This window comes from Paenibacillus sp. LHD-38 (assembly GCF_031157315.1).
Classification (GTDB): domain Bacteria; phylum Bacillota; class Bacilli; order Paenibacillales; family Paenibacillaceae; genus Pristimantibacillus.
On record NZ_JAVIFU010000008.1, the window covers coordinates 94,655 to 111,185 of the forward strand.

Consider the following 16,531-nt stretch of genomic DNA (forward strand, 5'->3'; position numbering starts at 1 on the left):
TCGTTTTTATCAGATTTCATTTGAACCGGTAAAGCCGTGGATGAATTTTCGGGGAGATATCGCTTCGATCTGTTTGAAGGCTTTGCTAAATGCATAGACGCTGCCGTAGCCTACCTTCTCCGCGATGGTCGTAATCGAAAGCGGCGTATAAATCATCAGATGTTTTGCTTTTTCAATGCGATAGCGCATCTGGAATTGATGCGGCGTGAGGCCGTATTTTTGTTTAAACAGCCTTGAGAAATGGAATACGCTCAGCGTGGCCGTCTTCGAAAGCTCCTCAAGAAGGATCGTTTGGTCAAATCGCTCCATAATGAGTGATGCTGCTGCGTCAAGCGATTTATGATGAACCCGGCGCCGAGACAGCTCGCTAGCTTCCAATCCTTTCATGATCAGATAAATCAGTTTTAAAACGAGTGATTTTTGCAAAATGAAAAAATCCAGATCCCGCCGCTCATAAGCATGTATGAGCTGCTGCAGCGTTTTTAGTATTTCTCCGTGATTATCGACCCGAATGACATCCGGTATTTGCAGAACGGATTCCAGAACGTCTTCGCGAATCCAGCTTTTTTCTTGCTCGCTGCAATCTGCCAAGCTCTTGTAGCTGATGGGCACATCCTCCAGATTATCTGCGTAAAGCGCGTCGAAGTGAATATGCGGCATCCAGCATTCCCCCACGGATTCCAAAAACTCATGCTCCTTGCCCGGCTTGAATAATACGATGTCCCCAGGAAGGAGGTTATGGATGGAGTCGTTGATCCTTAGTGTAAGTTCCCCCTTCTCCAAGTAAAGCAGCTCATAATCGAATATAATGCGCGATTTTAATCGCATCCCGGATTCACGATGATTCCAAGCTCTGCGGACATTGGGCGAGAGCTGAATCATCAATGTTTTCTTAGTATCGGAAAACGCTTCCATTCTATCACTCCAAAATAGCAAGATTGGACAAATAATAACAAGTTGAACTAAAGAAGTTCCCAAAAAACTATGATAACATAAGCAATGTAAACGATAACATGATTTGAACGGCCAATGAATAGAAAGCATCTTCTATTATATTATGGCCCGGTTAGTTCATCAACCATGGTTGTATTTCTTTAATTGAAAGGCTGCAATTATATGAAAAGGAGCATGAAATCATGAATAAATTTAACGGTCTAGAGATGGGGATTGGCAGTTTAGCTAGAGTTTCTGACGCACAGACCCGGTCGATAAGCGCTGAAAATTTTAACGGGGAAAAGGGCAAGGGCGGTATGGCAACGGAAGGAACCGGCGCAAATTGCGCACGGGATCTAGGGATCGGCTGGAAGGTATCCCCTTCGGTGGAAATTGCGGCGGGAGCGACCTTCACGATGGCCGAAATTGACGGTCCGGGAGCGATTCAACATATTTGGCTGACATCCTCTCCATCTCATTGGAGGAATATGATCCTTCGTATGTATTGGGACGAAGAGGAGCAGCCTTCCGTCGAAGTGCCGCTTGGAGACTTCTTCTGCAATGGTTGGCAGGAACGATGCGACGTGAATTCGCAGCCCATCGCCGTGAACCCGGCGGGCGGAATGAACAGCTACTGGCTGATGCCGTTCCGGAAGCATGCCAAAATTACCGTTGAGAACAAAGAGTCTGATAAGGTCGTGCTTTATTATCAGGTTGATTACACTTTAACGGATGTACCGGATGACATGGCATATTTCCATGCCCAGTGGAGAAGATCCAATCCCGTACCGTACGGCGAAGTCCATACGATACTGGACGGCGTAACCGGTAGAGGACAATACATCGGGACGTACCTGGCCTGGCAGGTAAACAATACAGGCTGGTGGGGCGAAGGCGAAATCAAGTTCTACATGGACGGAGACAAGCAGTTTCCGACGATATGCGGAACAGGCACCGAGGACTATTTTGGCGGGGCTTGGAACTGGGAGCAGCCAAACGGAAAGTACTCCACCTATTCGACTGCGTATCTAGGGATGCATCAGCTGATCAAGCCGGACGGATTATATCGCAGCCAGCAGCGGTTCGGGATGTATCGGTGGCATATCATGGATCCGATCCGGTTCCAGAGCGATTTAAAAGTAACAATCCAGGATCTCGGCTGGCGGTCAGGAGGAAGGTATTTGCCGCAGCAAAGCGATATCGCCTCGACTGCATTTTGGTACCAGCTTGAGCCGCATGCTCCTTTTCCATCCATACCGGAAAACGACGATCGGGAAGTGATTTGACGGTTGCATGCAGCGGAGATCTCTACGGTGTGGGGATAATAAATAAAGTGGTTCGAGGGCCCGTGCGTATTTGCACGGGCCTACTCGAATTAGCTTCTAGGGAGAGGGACACCCCGTGAGCTGACATAAAGGATTTGGGGTGCCGATTACCGGCTGGATCATTACCGGGTCACTTATTCAACCCGGTCGATCATCAGGCAAAAGGAGGCTCCCATATCTTTTTCCTCCACCCGATCGTGTCTCCGGTTACCAGCAGCCGTTCATCCAACGTTACATCCATGCCGAAGGGGAGATTATGGCCATGTCGAAAACGGATGTCTCGCAGCTCGACTCTATATCCGTTCTGAAGTTTTTGACAGGAGATATGAACGCGATGCGTGAACTGAAGAAACGTGCGCACCCCGTCGCTGCCCATGACCGCCTGAACCACATCGTTCTGTTCTTCTTTTTCGAAGATTGCTTCTTCCTTCAGAATCAATCCGCGAATCGAGCCGGTAATATAGGCCTGCCCGGTCTCATGGACGTATTTCCACTGGTGGGGAAGTCCACGCGGAATCAGGAAGGAGTAACCGGCCATTCCGTAATGCCTGCGGACATGATGCAGCATTAAGCGGCCGATCAGGATACGGCATCCGATAAAGAGAAAGGTTAACGCATAGACGAATGGGAAAATAGCCGTTGACCCGAAGACTCCGAACAGCCATAGGAGCAGCCCCGCGGCATGAAGAAGGAACAGAACTGGATCGAAGATCGGGATCGTGTTCGCGTGGAACCATTTCTTAGAAACCGGTCTGAAACATTGTACGCCGTATGCATTAAAAAAATCGAGGATGACGTGAAGCACGACCCCGGCCATCGTCCATAGAAATATCGGGATCAGGTGGACCCAGGCATGAAATGTGAGGGCAATCAAAGGGGCGAGGACAACAGGCCACCCTGCAAGCATAAGAAGCGAATGACTGAAGCCCCGATGATGCCGCAAGTACGACTTGTACCCGCGAATACGAATGACGGCATCGAAATCAGGGGCGGTCGACCCGATGATTGTCGCCGCGAATAATCCATAAACGACAGTCGAATGACTGACGAGAGCTGGATCGGCAAGAGAGATCGCCAGTCCGCCCAAAGTGGCGCCAAGAAGAAGATGAGTTCCGGTATCCATAACCCTGTACCTCCTACTGAAGCTCAGATTTGAACATACCCAGTTCCAATGTCTGTCATCTTCAAGCAGTCTCGACTTCTTCATGTATGCTTGCCGTCGTTTGTCTTGCGGCGGCCAGCTGATTATGCTCCGTTTCTGCGATCTGCAGGCAGCGCGTGTAAATCGACTCCATCGCTTGGTCCCAAGTGCGTGAGAGCGCATAGGCTCTGGCTCTTACCCCGAACTCCCGCCATTTGTCCGGATGGTCAATCCAATCGGTCAATGCTGCGAGAAAGCTCTCCGCATTTCTCGCCTGGACATGCATCCCGGTTATCCCATTCTGAACAATCTCAGTCACGCCTCCGCTATCGGCGACAATAGAGGGAAGCCCGGACGCCGCAGCCTCCAACACGACGTTACCGAATGTTTCGGTCGAAGAAGGGAACACGAACAGATCCGAGGAGGCGTAAAATTCCGCTAACGCTTCTCCGCTTTGGTAGCCGGCGAACGTTGCATTCGGAGGAGCTTCCTGACTGGCCTGCTCCATCATGGGGCCGTCACCGACGATGAGCCAGTGGACCTGTCCGCGGATCTCTTCAGGCAGCCGATGCATGAGTTGAAGCAGGATATCCAAATCTTTCTCCGGGGCCAGACGGCCGACAAACAGGAGCAGATACCGCTCCTTAATCTCGTAAATCTCGCGAATACGGTCCGATCGTTTCTCGGGCGTGAACAAATCGCAGTCTACCCCCCGGGTCCACAAAGCAAGATTGCGCAGCCCTTTGTCTTCCAGCCGGTTGATCGTCTCCAGCGAAGGCGCGAATATGGCGCTGCAGGAACGATGGAACCATTTGATGTACGGCCAATAACACGCCCGGGCGAGCGGAAAGCGATAGGAGTCCAGATAATGGTCGAAATGGGTATGGTAAGAGGCTACTACAGGAATGTGTAGTTTCTGAGCGGCAGTCAGACCGGCGAGTCCAACATTGAAGGGGGTGGCGATATGGACAAGATCTGGCTTGAACCGGGAAAGCTGATGGCGAATACGCAGCAAATTAGGAATGGCAAACCGATGTTCCGGATAGAGCAGGAGAGGAATACTGGCGAGCCTGCACACCTCTTCTTCATAGGATGGATCCGGTGCGGTAGGCACAAACAGCATGCATTCAACACCATGGTCGGACAAATAATCGGTCCATCGCTTCAAAGTAAGAGCAACGCCATTGATCTGCGGGACATAAGTGTCTGAAAACACGGCAATTCGCATTGAATCACTCCTCTTCCGGGATGATATCCTCACAGTAGTGCATGATTATTATCTCTGATGTACATTTGAGTAAAGAATTTATGAATTAAAATAAAAACAATTTGACTCAAGCTGAAATAGGCTTGAGTCAGATTGTTTTTTTGTCGTACCGCCTTGCGGAAGAGAAAGTCGAATAGGGTGTTCAGCTGCTCCATACAATGGTTAATAAGTAACGATTGACAGAGGAGTAGATCATGCATAAGCAGCCATTGCCGAAAAAAGTCGAAGGGGGGGATGAGATGAAGAAGATACGGATTGGGGCAGGACAAGGATTTTATGGGGATTCCATTTTACCTGCAATCGAGACGGCGAAGAGAGGGAATGTCCAATATCTATGCTTCGATAGTCTTGCTGAATTAACGCTGGCCATTCTCCAGAAAGACCGGCAGAGAGATCGGACCAAGGGATACGCACGAGACATTTCCGTAACGATGAGGGAGCTGCTTCCTTTTGTCAAAGAGAAGGGCATTAAGATTCTGACCAATGCCGGGGGAATGAATCCGCTTGGAGCTCAGCAGGAGGTAATGCGAATCGCTGGTGAGCTTGGCATAGAAGGACTTAAAGTGGCGGTAGTCTCAGGCGATGATGTATTAGATCAATTACAGGCATGGGAACTGCAGGGGATATCACTAGCACACATGGAAGATGGCAGAGACATTGAGTCCGCTAGGAGCCGCATCGTATTCGCCAACGCCTATTTAGGAGCCGGTCCTGTTGTGGAAGCGCTTCGACAAGGAGCTGACGTTATCGTAACCGGGCGAATAACAGATTCCGCGCTATTCCTTGCACCGCTCATCTATGAATTTGGCTGGGAACTGGAGGATTGGAACCGGCTGGCTCAAGGAATACTGATGGGCCATCTCATGGAGTGTTCCGGACAGGCAACGGGAGGTAATTTCAGCGGCGATTGGCAGTCTATTGAAGAGGATTTAGACAGCATCGGCTTTCCTGTGGCGGAAGTCCGGGAAGACGGAGAGTTTGTCCTGACCAAGACGGAAGGAACAGGCGGGCTTGTTTCCGTAGATACTGTAAAGGAACAGCTGCTCTATGAGATTCACGACCCGTCTGCTTATATGACGCCGGATGTCGTTCTGGACCTGACGGGTGTGCAACTGCAGGATGCAGGCGTGAATCGTGTCCGGGTGACAGGCGCCCGCGGAACGAAACGTCCCGGTACGCTGAAGGTTGTCATGGGATATGCGGACGGCTGGCTTGGGCAAGCGATCTGGGGATATTCATGGCCTGATGCATTGGCTAAGGCTAAGGCTGCAGACCGCATCATTCGTAACCAAATGAAGCGGATGAATTTGCAATATGACGAAGTCCGTACCGATTATCTCGGCTACAATTCCTTACATGGGCCGCTTGCGAAGGAGCCTGCGGAAGAGTTAAATGAAGTGTACTTGCGGATGGCTGTGCGCACGGGCAGCAAGGAAGATGCGGCTAGGCTCGGCAGACTTGTCCCCCCGCTAATGCTTAGCGGCCCTCCTGCAATGGGCGGATTCCTCGGTATGATGAAGCCGCGTGAGCTGCTTGGCATGTGGTCCTGTCTCGTACCCAGGTCAATCGTTGAAAGCAGCGTTCAGGTGAACGTCCTGGAGGTGTAAGCAATGGCCCTGGTACAGCTTCGGCATCTTGCGCAGGCGCGTTCCGGCGATAAGGGGAATACGGTGAATATTGCCGTTTTTGCCTCGGATGCATCCACATATGAAGTACTGATTAGAGAAGTAACCGCTGAACGGGTAAAGACGCATTTTGATGGACTGGTGAAGGGAGAAGTGACTCGTTATTTAGTGCCTAATCTCAAAGCGATGAATTTTGTTTGCAAGGAGGCATTAAGCGGGGGAGGCTCTGCATCAACGAGAATGGATAATCTCGGAAAGTGTTATGCGGCTAGCTTAATGCGGTTGGAAATCGAAGCCGGGGACAACGGTAATCTCTCCATGTCATAAGCAGAGAGGTCGTGTGCTATGCATTTCGATTTAACGGCAGAACAAACAATGATCAGAGATTTGATCCATGAGTTCGCACAATCGGAGGTTGCTCCGGGGGCGGTTGAAAGAGACCGAACAGGTGCATTTCCGTTAGAAATATTCGAGAAAATGGCAAAGCTCGGGTTAATGGGGCTTCCTTTTCCAGAGCAATACGGAGGTGGAGGAGCAGATACCATAAGCTTTGCCATTGTCGTGGAGGAGTTAAGCCGGGTCTGCGCCTCCACTGGAATCACATATTCCGCTCATATCTCTTTGGGGGGAGCGCCCATTGACCGGTTTGGAACAGAGGAGCAGAAGGCGGGCTATTTAACTCCGCTGTGCGAAGGTCAATACCTGGGCGCTTTCGGGCTTACGGAGCCGGATGCGGGATCCGATGCGGGCGGAACCCGAACGACAGCCGCCCCAGTCGGGGATAAATGGGTGATAAGCGGCTCCAAATGTTTTATTACCAATGCCAGCTATGCCCGTAACCTCGTTCTGACTGCCGTAACTGACCCTTCGAAAGGAACGAACGGCATAAGCGCTTTTATCGTTCCTACGGATGCGCCTGGTTTTACGGTGTTAAATCATTACGAGAAAATGGGACTGCACGCTTCAAATACAACCGAGCTTGTGCTAGATCAAGTGGTCGTACCTAAAGAGAACCTTCTGGGCATCGAAGGCAACGGTTACAAGCAGTTTCTGGCTGTCCTTGACGGTGGAAGAATAGGAATCGGGGCTATGGCTGTCGGAATAGCGCAAGGCGCATTCGAGAAATCTCTCCAATATGCCAAACAGAGAAAGCAATTCGGGAGCACCTTGTCTACCTTTCAGGCGATCCGGTTTAAACTGGCGGATATGGCGATGAATATAGAATTAGCCCGTAACATGGTCTATAAGGCAGCCTGGCTTAAGGATCAAGGAAGAGGGTTTAAGAAGGAGGCCGCAATCGCCAAATTGTTCGCTTCGGAGATGTGTATGAAGGTTTGTGACCAGGCTGTTCAGATTCATGGCGGCTATGGATACATGAGAGAGTATGAAGTGGAGCGCTGCTTGCGTGATGCCAAGCTATTGGAAATTGGGGAGGGAACCTCGGAGATCCAGCGGATGGTAATCGCAGCTCAAATCGGATGTTAACGGGAAACGAAACAAACGAGTGCCGCCGCAATCGACGCTTTTCAAGGTAAACGCCACCCGGTATTAAAAGGGGAGTGCTAGAACATGTCCAATGAAGTTGAACCTGGGAAAGCCGCTTTGCAAGAGCGGATCGATCGGATCAAACAGGGAGGCGCCTCCAAGTATCATGAGAAAAATGCGGAGCAGGGAAAGCTCTTTGTCCGTGACCGGTTGATGCTGTTGTTTGATCCGGGATTCGAGCTCGAGGATGCCCTGTTTGCCAACTGCAGAGAGAAGGAACTGCCGGCTGACGGAGTAGTAACGGCCATAGGAAAAATAAATGGACAGACGGTTTGTGTGATTGCGAATGATTCGACCGTCAAAGCCGGCTCGTGGGGAGCCAGGACGGTAGAGAAAATGATTCGCATGCAGGAAACCGCGGATAGAATGCGGGTGCCGCTGCTTTATCTAGTCGATTCGGCGGGCGCACGGATTACAGACCAGGTAGAGATGTACCCGGGGCGGCGCGGCGCAGGCAAAATTTTTTATAATCAGGTGAAGCTATCGGGGAAAATCCCGCAGATTTGTATATTATTTGGTCCGTCCGCAGCTGGAGGAGCTTATATTCCTGCGTTTTGCGATATTGTGATTATGGTCGAGGGAAATGCATCCATGTATCTCGGCTCGCCGCGGATCGTGGAAATCGTTACAGGGGAGAAGACAACCTTGGAAAAGCTGGGCGGCGCCAAAATGCACTGCTCCGTATCCGGCTGCGGCGATGTGCTCGCTCACAGCGAAGAAGAAGCGATTGCGCTTGCCAGAGACTATCTTGCTTATTTTCCCGCCAATTGTTCGGAAAAGCCTGCTGTCTTGGACGCGAAGCCTTCTGTCAGTCTCGAGAAGACGCTGGAAGACATTATCCCAGGCAATCAGTATACAGCGTTTGATATGTACGACCTCATTGAACGGATTATCGATGAAGACTCCTTTTTTGAAATCAAGAAGCTGTTCGCCAAAGAACTTATAACCGGATTAGGGCGTTTTGCCGGGAGACCGGTCGGCATCGTTGCCAATCAGCCTCGGGTGAAGGGCGGGATCTTATTCCACGATTCTGCTGACAAAGCCGCTAAATTCATTTGCTTGTGCGATGCTTTTCAAATTCCGCTGCTGTTTCTGGTTGATGTTCCCGGCTTTATGGTAGGCACAAGAGTAGAACAAGCGGGCATTATTCGACATGGCGCGAAAATGATTTCTGCCGTATCGGAAGCCACGGTTACCAAAATTTCAGTTATTGTCCGCAAGGCTTACGGCGCTGGCTTATATGCAATGGCTGGACCGGCTTTCGAACCTGACTGCTGCCTGGCTTTGCCGACCGCCCAAATTGCCGTGATGGGAGCTGAAGCAGCGGTAAACGCGGTGTATGCGAATAAAATTGCCGAATTGCCGGAATCCGAAAGAGCCGATTTCATCACAAGCATGCGGGAAGAATACGTAAAAGACATCGACATTTACAACCTTGCCTCCGATATGGTCATCGACGGGATTATCCCTGCCAATTCTTTGCGAGGCGAATTAATCAAACGGTTTGACGCCTATTCCTCGAATAGCGCCGCATCTGCAGAGCGAAAGCATCCTGTTTATCCGGTTTAATCCGGAAGGAAGGTATCGGTTTTTTGAGGAATAGGTTAAAGGGTTTTCGCGGAGGTGGACAGCGTGAGCAGACCGGTGCTCTGGGAAAAGCATGGACATATCGGTTATATCCGGCTCAATCGCCCTGATACTTTGAACGCGCTTAATTATGACATGCTGATTGCGCTTGGTGAAATGGTGGAAATGATCGGGCAAAGTCCGCGCGATATTCGTGCGGTAATCATAGGAGGCGAAGGCAGGGCATTTTGCGCAGGTGCGGATTTAAAGGAGCGAAGAACGCTGAACGATCAGCAAATACGTCGAAACGTAAAGAAGTTCAGAGAGGTGTTCTCCTCGCTTGAACGGCTGCAGCAGCCTACGATTGCGGCAATAAACGGCTATGCATTTGGAGGAGGTATGGAGCTTGCGTTATGTTGCGACTTCCGTTATTCGATCCGTGAGGCTAAGATGGGGCTTACGGAGGCCGGACTTGGTATCATCCCTGGCGCGGGAGGCACGCAGCGACTACCGCGTCTCATTGGAACGTCCAAAGCGAAAGAGCTTATTTTGACAGCACGGAAAATTTCTGCGGATCAGGCGTTTGAGCTTGGGTTACTGAACGGTGTTGCGGATGACCGGGAACAGCTGAAGGAAATGAGTGAGGGCTTGGCCGCTGAGATACTCGCCAATGCTCCTTTGGCTGTCTATCAGGCTAAACGTGCAATCGACGAAGGCATAAATACCGATCTGGATTCGGGCATGGATTTAGAATTCAAAGCTTATGAAGCGGTCATCGCGACAAAAGACCGGCTGGAGGCGCTGGAGGCGTTCCGCGAGAAGCGCTCTCCCCGTTTTACCGGGGAGTAGCGGGTACCTTTTTAGCGGCGAGGGGAACAGTCGATTTTATCCAGCCTCACTATTAGGAGCGGGGCTTTTTGCAATTAATCGTTCCTCAAGTTAGCAGTTAACCGGATGGGTGAGAGTTGCTTGAGGTCGAGCAGCACGTTTAAGGTAGAGCTAATTTTTAGTTTTGGAAGAAATAGATCTAATTTCTAGCTCTATTTCAGTGCTGTGGCGCATTCGAGACCTGTACATATGAATGTTACAGCGCCGACTGATGGTGGTTGTGAGGTATCTGCGGGTACGGCGCCGACTGTTGGTGGATGTGAGGTATCTGCGGGTACGGGCAAACTGATGGTGGTTGTGAGGTAACCTCATTATTTAGTGAGGAGAATCTCACTATATTAGGCGGTTTATCGGACTTCTGAGGAATTAGTGAGGGAAAGCTCACTTCCCGTGAGGCTCGCCTCACGGCGAGTGAGGTTAGACTCACTATTTGCTGGGGCTTCCCGTGAGGCTCGAAAATAGTGAATGCAGCTTCACTATTTAATGAAGTTGCTTCATAAACTAGTAGAGCGATCCTAAAGTAACATTAGATTAGTCCATAGTACGTCCGATCTAATTGCAATACCTTGCAGTCAACTTGCGACCGGACAAATAAATGTTAATTCCGGATCGATCTACTAGACGTGCCCTTCGTGGAGGATATTTCACCATTTTATAGAAATATACATAAATACTTCCTGACAATTCCTGCTCTGATAAGTCATAAGAAAGAGAGGGCTGCCTTCGTGTGGACCAGCTGGGGGAAGAAGATTAGTTTTAAAAGCAAGCTGCTGTTCGGGATTTCAGCCATTATTTTCTTTACGGTCAACTTGACCGGACTAATCTCCTATCGAACCCATCTTCGGTTGTTTGAGGAGGAGGTGACGGGACAGTACGTGAAGGCCAGCGAGCAGGCGATGATGCAGCTGGAGCTTCGTATTCAGGAGATGTACCGTATTTCGAACTATATTGTGTTTAATCCGACGATTGAGAAAATAATTACGAAGCAGTCCACCTTCAGGGAGGAGCTTTCGATTGCGGAACGCCACTTTGAGCAGGAGCAAATCGCGGAGCAGCTTCGGCAGGTCAAGTTTGATGCTCCGCAGCTGCTCTCGCTTTATTTATACGATTTAACCGGTACGAACTATTATTACGGCCTTTTGAAAGAAACGGTCGAGCCGCTCAGCCAAGCCGCTTTTCATGATGTGTACAGCACCTTGGCTTCTTCTAAGGGGGACTTGGTATGGATGCGAAGATCGATCCCCAGTCATATAGAGCAAAGCGGGTACCGGGACGTCATTATCGCGTCGCGCTGGATGAAGGGTAACCAAGGCGAGAACTACGGACTGCTCGTCATGGTCATAAATGAAGAGTTCTTGACCCGTTCGTTCCGTGAAATCGGAAGCGGTGACGATGGACGCGTCTATTTATACGATCAGCAGGCCAAGCTCCTATATACCGATGGGCCCGAGGAAGATACGGAGGGACTCGAGCGGTTATTAAGCGGCAGGAATAGCAGTAAGATTAAAGAGCAGGGAGATACTACCTATTTTTATACCTCTGTCTATTCGAAAGAAATATTGTTTACGCTGATCAGCCGGGTTTCGCTGTCGTATATTTTTCGAGAAAGCCAATTGATCTTAAATATCAGCTTATGGCTTGGGCTCCTCAGTATTTGCTTAAGCAGCCTGCTCATTGTTTTATTGAGCAGCCGATTGCTGTCACCTCTTAAGGAGCTGGTGCGGGCGATGCGTACGATGAGGGAAGGTAAATTTAATATTCGGATCCGGTCCCGCACACACGATGAGCTTGGTTTTTTGGGAGAAAGCTTTAACTCCATGGCATCCAGCGTCCAAGACATGATTCAAAAGGTATATATGAGCCAGATCAGCGAAAGGGAAGCGGAGCTGAAGGCGCTGCAGGCGCAGTTAAACCCTCATTTTCTGTATAACACCTTAAACGGACTCTATTGGAAGCTGTACATACAGAACGACTTGGATTCGGCCAATCTGGTGTTTTCATTGTCGAAGCTGCTCAAGTATTCCTTGGAACGAATTAAAAAAAGAACAACGCTTCGCGAGGAGCTGGAGCAGGTTGAAAACTATTTGCGTATCCAAGCGGCCTTTCTGGAAAATAGTTTCGATGCCCGCATTCATGCGGATGAGGATGTATATGACTGTGAAATTCAACGTCTGCTGCTTCAACCGCTGGTGGAAAATGCGTTCGTTCATGCCTTCAAGGATAGGACTTCATCCAAGGTTCTGGAGATTCGGGCCTACCGGATCGATGATTTTTTGAAAATCGAAATTGAGGATAACGGCTGCGGCATGAGCAAGGAACGGGTGGAAAAAATTTGCGCTCCTGACTTTACAGGAGAACGAGATTCGCTTGGTGTACAAAGCGTCCTGCGTCGAATTAATTTGGTATACGGGCTGCCCTATCGGTTGGAGATCATAAGCAGCGCCGATCAAGGAACAACGGTGCATTTATATTTACCCCTAAGAGGTGATGAATTGCAATGACCGGAAAACTGCTGCTTGTCGAGGATCAAACGTTATTCAGAAAAGGGCTCCGCAAGATGATTGAGGATCATTCCTTAGGCTGGACGGTGGTTGGGGAGGCTGAGAACGGACATGAAGCACTTGAGCTTCTGGAAGCGTTACAGCCGGACCTGGTGCTGACGGACATTCGAATGCCGGGAATGGATGGAATTGAGCTGTCGGAGCATATCTATAACAAGCATGCGCAAACAGACGTTGTCATTTTGACCGGTTATGATGATTTCAAATATGCACAGATGGCTATCCGTTTCGGTGTCATCGATTTTCTGCTGAAGCCGTGCAATGATCGAACGTTGATGGAGGTCCTACATAAAGCCCAAGAGCGGCTGGAGTCCGTTTTGCGCAAAAGGGAGGAGCGGGAGGCGGATCTTCGGATGAAAGAGGAAGCGCTGCTGCGGGCGCTGCTTCTCCGGCTTCCCGGTACCCGCGGGGAGGAGCATCGGTTGAAGTCATGGGTGGTCGGGAATAGGCTGCTGTTTGTCGCAGTGAAGGATTATTTTTCTGTGAATAAGCATTATGGGACGAACGATTTGGGTCTGCTGCAATTCGCCTTATTCAATATCTTGACGGAGTTGATGCAGCAGCATCAACTAACCGGACCGTTCATTTCACTCGAATTCGACCGGTTTTGTTTCATTGTAGAGGATGGCAGGGAGGCGAATACACTCGGCCGTTTAATGGAGGAAGCAGTGCAATCCTATCTTGGCATCGGTCTGACGGTAAGCTGGACCCCTCCTGTTACAAGCTTGAACGAGCCGCCTTCGCTGTACGAATCGTTTATTTTGAAAGAAGCTTCTGCCTCGAAACGAAAAGGGTCGGAAACTGCCTTTTTGTCCAGCGGGGTAGCCAGCAGGCAACGTGTGAAGGAGCTTCAAACGCAGCTTACCGGAGGTATACTTCTCGGACAGCCTGATAAGCTGGATGATCAAATAAGCGAGCTTGTGTCTAAAATCGGTACGCTTTCGCCCGAGGATGCCAAGATGGAGGCACTGGCTCTAGCCTTTGCGATGAATAGTGTGGCTAAGCAACAGCTGGAGCAGTCCGGTGAGACACCGGGCTTTGCCGAGCAAATCGAGCGGCTGCAGAGCTTGCAATCGGAGCATGCCGCAGCAGAATGGGCCCGGGGTGAAGCGGGGAAATTCATAACGGGATTCGAAAAATGGAGGCTGCGCAACAACGAGAGCATCATCAGCCGTTCTCTCGATTACCTTGACAAGCATTACATGGAAACCTGTTCACTAACGGAAATGGCCGAGATGTTTAAAGTCAGCTCGACGTATTATAGTAAATTGTTCAAGAAAGTGACCGGCGACAACTACAGTGCTTATTTGACTCAAATTCGCATGCAAAAGGCCGTGATGCTGCTAATGAATACGGATATGAAGGTGCTTGAGATCGCGGCCTCAGTCGGCTACGATGACCCGAATTATTTTACGAACGTGTTCCGCCTGCTCCATAAGATGTCTCCGAGCGATTACCGCAAGCAGTTTAAGCGATAGTTTTTTATATGCCGTTTTGAGGGGGACCCTTGAAGCGGCATTTTTATAATTCTAAGAATTTATAAGTTTCACACTTATATTTGCTTAGAATTCTCCGCGAAACGAAGCTTCGCCGCCAGAGGACGGCGAAGCCGTTTACGCTTGATTGGGCAGTTCAAATAATTACAGGTTTTGAGCCTGTAATTCAAGGCAGCGCTTACAAAATACCGCTATGATAAACCTAACGATACGCAGATGAGGTGATGGAGTTGGCTGTTCGGTCAAGCCTGACGGATTCGGTGCCCCAATCGAACAAATGGCTTAAAGCAAGCACTGTCAAACTAATAAAGCAAAACATTCCGCTCATGATTATGTTTTTGCCGGGACTTTTGTTTTATATCATTTTTAAGTACGCGCCTATGGGCGGCATTATTATTGCCTTCAAGGACTTTAATCTTCGTGACGGCATATTTGGAAGTCCCTGGGTCGGGATGGACAATTTCATGCAGCTGTTCAACCAAGCGCAGTCTCTCCAAATTATCCGCAATTCGTTCATGATCAGTATTCTTGGCATTGTTGTCGGTTTTCCGGTGCCGATCATTTTAGCCATTATGTTAAACGAGGTTCGCAAAATGTGGTTTAAACGCGTCGTACAGACGTTTGTATATTTACCGCATTTCCTATCATGGGTTATCGTCGGCGGCATCGTCCTTTCATTGTTCGCTTTAGAGTCAGGAACGATCAACCGCTGGCTGGAAGGCTTTCTCGGAGAACCATACCCTTTCATGTATGAAAAGGTTTCATGGCTGATCATTTATTTGGGCTCAGGCATATGGAAGGAAATGGGCTTCGCGGCTATCATCTACTTAGCGGCCTTGGCGGGTATCGACCCTCACTTGTACGAAGCAGGCAGTATTGACGGTGCGAATAAATGGCAGCAAATGCGGCACATAACGATTCCCGGTATCAGCACGACAATCATCCTATTGTTAATATTGTCCGTCGGTAAAGTGATGGATGTAGGATTCGACCAAATTTATAATTTGCAAAATGCCGTCGTTTCCGATGTCGCAAACGTCATCAGCCTCTATATCTATCAAATCGGAATACTTCGAGGACAATACAGCCTGACGGCAGCGATGGGTATATTTGAAAATCTCGTCGGCCTCGTTCTCATATTATCGGCGAATTATTTCGCTCGCAAATTCAATCAAGGCTTGTGGTAAGGAGGTGTACCGATGAAATCGACCTTGGGAGAAAAGTTGTTTTACGGCATTAACTATTTCGTCCTGCTCTTGTTGGGATTAAGCTGCTTGCTGCCTTTAGTGCACATTCTGGCCTTATCCATGAGCGATGCGCATGCGATCATGTCCGGTAACGTGTCACTTCGGCCTATAGGCTTCACGATGGAATCATTCCAATCTCTGTTCCAAGGAACGCGTATACTAGATTCGCTCAAAAATAGCATTATTATTACGGTCGTAGGAACAACGCTTGCGATGATCGTCACGATACTAACCGCTTACCCGCTGGCCAGGAAATATTTTATCGGGAGACGCTTTTTCATGCTGGCCTTTCTGTTCACGATGATGTTCGGCGGAGGCACGATTCCTAATTATCTGATTATGAAGTCTCTGGGGATTATCAACACCTATTGGGCGCTCTGGCTGCCGGCATTAGTGAATACGTATAATCTCCTGATTCTGCGGACGTTCTTCGTCGGGATGCCCGAAGAAATTGAGGATGCGGCCCGAATTGACGGCTGCGGCGAGTGGAGGCTGCTCGGTTCCATCATTCTTCCGCTGTCGCTGCCCGTGCTGGCTACATTAACTCTGTTTAACGCGGTCGGGTTTTGGAACTCATTCTTGGCCGTTCTGATCTATATCAACGATACACATCTATACAACCTAACAGTTCTCGTGCAAAACATGATTCAGAGCCAATCCGTACTTCAGGAGGTCGTCGCCTCACAAATGATTCAGGCCGACGACACCGCTCAGATTACTCCGGAAGGGATAAAAGCCGCCGGCATTATCACCTTAATGGCGCCGATGGTCATCGTTTATCCGTTCGTTCAGAAATATTTTGTGAAAGGCGCTCTCCTGGGCTCGGTGAAGGGGTGAAGTATTCAGTGTTCTTAGGGCAGGAGGGATGCGAATGAGATTATAAGAAGATTTGAAGCTGTAATGAGTACAGTACGATTTCAATCCTATTGAAAAGGGG

Annotated in this window: 13 protein-coding genes; 10 read left to right on the forward strand and 3 right to left on the reverse strand. The window is 49.4% G+C overall.

Annotation, left to right across the window (positions count from 1 at the left end):
- Nucleotides 1-9 precede the first annotated feature (9 nt).
- The gene (locus tag RCO25_RS09130) at nt 10-915 is read right to left on the reverse strand and encodes a helix-turn-helix domain-containing protein (protein WP_308995837.1); all 906 of its coding nucleotides are present in this window, start codon (nt 913-915) and stop codon (nt 10-12) included.
- Between the two features lie 221 nt (nt 916-1,136).
- Between RCO25_RS09130 and RCO25_RS09135 the strand changes: the two genes are divergently transcribed.
- Nucleotides 1,137-2,219, forward strand: a complete 1,083-nt coding sequence (locus RCO25_RS09135) for a glycoside hydrolase family 172 protein (protein WP_308995838.1) — start codon at nt 1,137-1,139, stop codon at nt 2,217-2,219.
- Between the two features lie 193 nt (nt 2,220-2,412).
- Here the strand turns inward: RCO25_RS09135 and RCO25_RS09140 are convergent, their stop codons facing one another.
- Both RCO25_RS09140 and RCO25_RS09145 read right to left on the reverse strand, forming a co-directional pair.
- A complete protein-coding gene (locus tag RCO25_RS09140; RefSeq protein WP_308995839.1) occupies nt 2,413-3,381 on the reverse strand; it encodes a metal-dependent hydrolase in 969 nt (322 codons plus the stop codon).
- A gap of 61 nt (nt 3,382-3,442) precedes the next feature.
- Nucleotides 3,443-4,627, reverse strand: a complete 1,185-nt coding sequence (locus RCO25_RS09145; RefSeq protein ID WP_308995840.1) for a glycosyltransferase family 4 protein — start codon at nt 4,625-4,627, stop codon at nt 3,443-3,445.
- Between the two features lie 278 nt (nt 4,628-4,905).
- Between RCO25_RS09145 and RCO25_RS09150 the strand changes: the two genes are divergently transcribed.
- The 9 genes from RCO25_RS09150 (at nt 4,906) to RCO25_RS09190 (ending at nt 16,431) form a co-directional block, all read left to right on the forward strand.
- Nucleotides 4,906-6,273 carry an acyclic terpene utilization AtuA family protein gene (locus RCO25_RS09150; RefSeq protein WP_308995841.1) on the forward strand — a complete coding sequence of 456 codons (1,368 nt, stop codon included), beginning with the start codon at nt 4,906-4,908 and terminating at the stop codon, nt 6,271-6,273.
- Nucleotides 6,274-6,276: 3 nt separating this feature from the next.
- Complete coding sequence (locus RCO25_RS09155) at nt 6,277-6,618, forward strand: AtuA-related protein (protein WP_308995842.1); 342 nt, start codon at nt 6,277-6,279, stop codon at nt 6,616-6,618.
- A gap of 18 nt (nt 6,619-6,636) precedes the next feature.
- Nucleotides 6,637-7,776 carry an acyl-CoA dehydrogenase family protein gene (locus RCO25_RS09160; RefSeq protein WP_308995843.1) on the forward strand — a complete coding sequence of 380 codons (1,140 nt, stop codon included), beginning with the start codon at nt 6,637-6,639 and terminating at the stop codon, nt 7,774-7,776.
- 84 nt (nt 7,777-7,860) lie between these two features.
- A complete protein-coding gene (locus RCO25_RS09165) occupies nt 7,861-9,405 on the forward strand; it encodes an acyl-CoA carboxylase subunit beta (RefSeq protein ID WP_308995844.1) in 1,545 nt (514 codons plus the stop codon).
- Between the two features lie 63 nt (nt 9,406-9,468).
- Nucleotides 9,469-10,251 (forward strand): enoyl-CoA hydratase-related protein, encoded by a 783-nt coding sequence (locus RCO25_RS09170; RefSeq protein WP_308995845.1) that lies wholly within the window; start codon nt 9,469-9,471, stop codon nt 10,249-10,251.
- 764 nt (nt 10,252-11,015) lie between these two features.
- Nucleotides 11,016-12,791, forward strand: a complete 1,776-nt coding sequence (locus tag RCO25_RS09175; protein ID WP_308995846.1) for a sensor histidine kinase — start codon at nt 11,016-11,018, stop codon at nt 12,789-12,791.
- Complete coding sequence (locus RCO25_RS09180) at nt 12,788-14,329, forward strand: response regulator transcription factor (RefSeq protein ID WP_308995847.1); 1,542 nt, start codon at nt 12,788-12,790, stop codon at nt 14,327-14,329. Before RCO25_RS09175 ends, RCO25_RS09180 begins: the two co-directional genes overlap by 4 nt.
- A 242-nt stretch (nt 14,330-14,571) precedes the next feature.
- Nucleotides 14,572-15,534 carry an ABC transporter permease gene (locus RCO25_RS09185; RefSeq protein WP_374992089.1) on the forward strand — a complete coding sequence of 321 codons (963 nt, stop codon included), beginning with the start codon at nt 14,572-14,574 and terminating at the stop codon, nt 15,532-15,534.
- A gap of 12 nt (nt 15,535-15,546) precedes the next feature.
- Entirely contained in the window at nt 15,547-16,431 is an 885-nt protein-coding gene (locus tag RCO25_RS09190) for a carbohydrate ABC transporter permease (protein ID WP_308995848.1), read from the forward strand.
- Nucleotides 16,432-16,531: the final 100 nt, after the last annotated feature.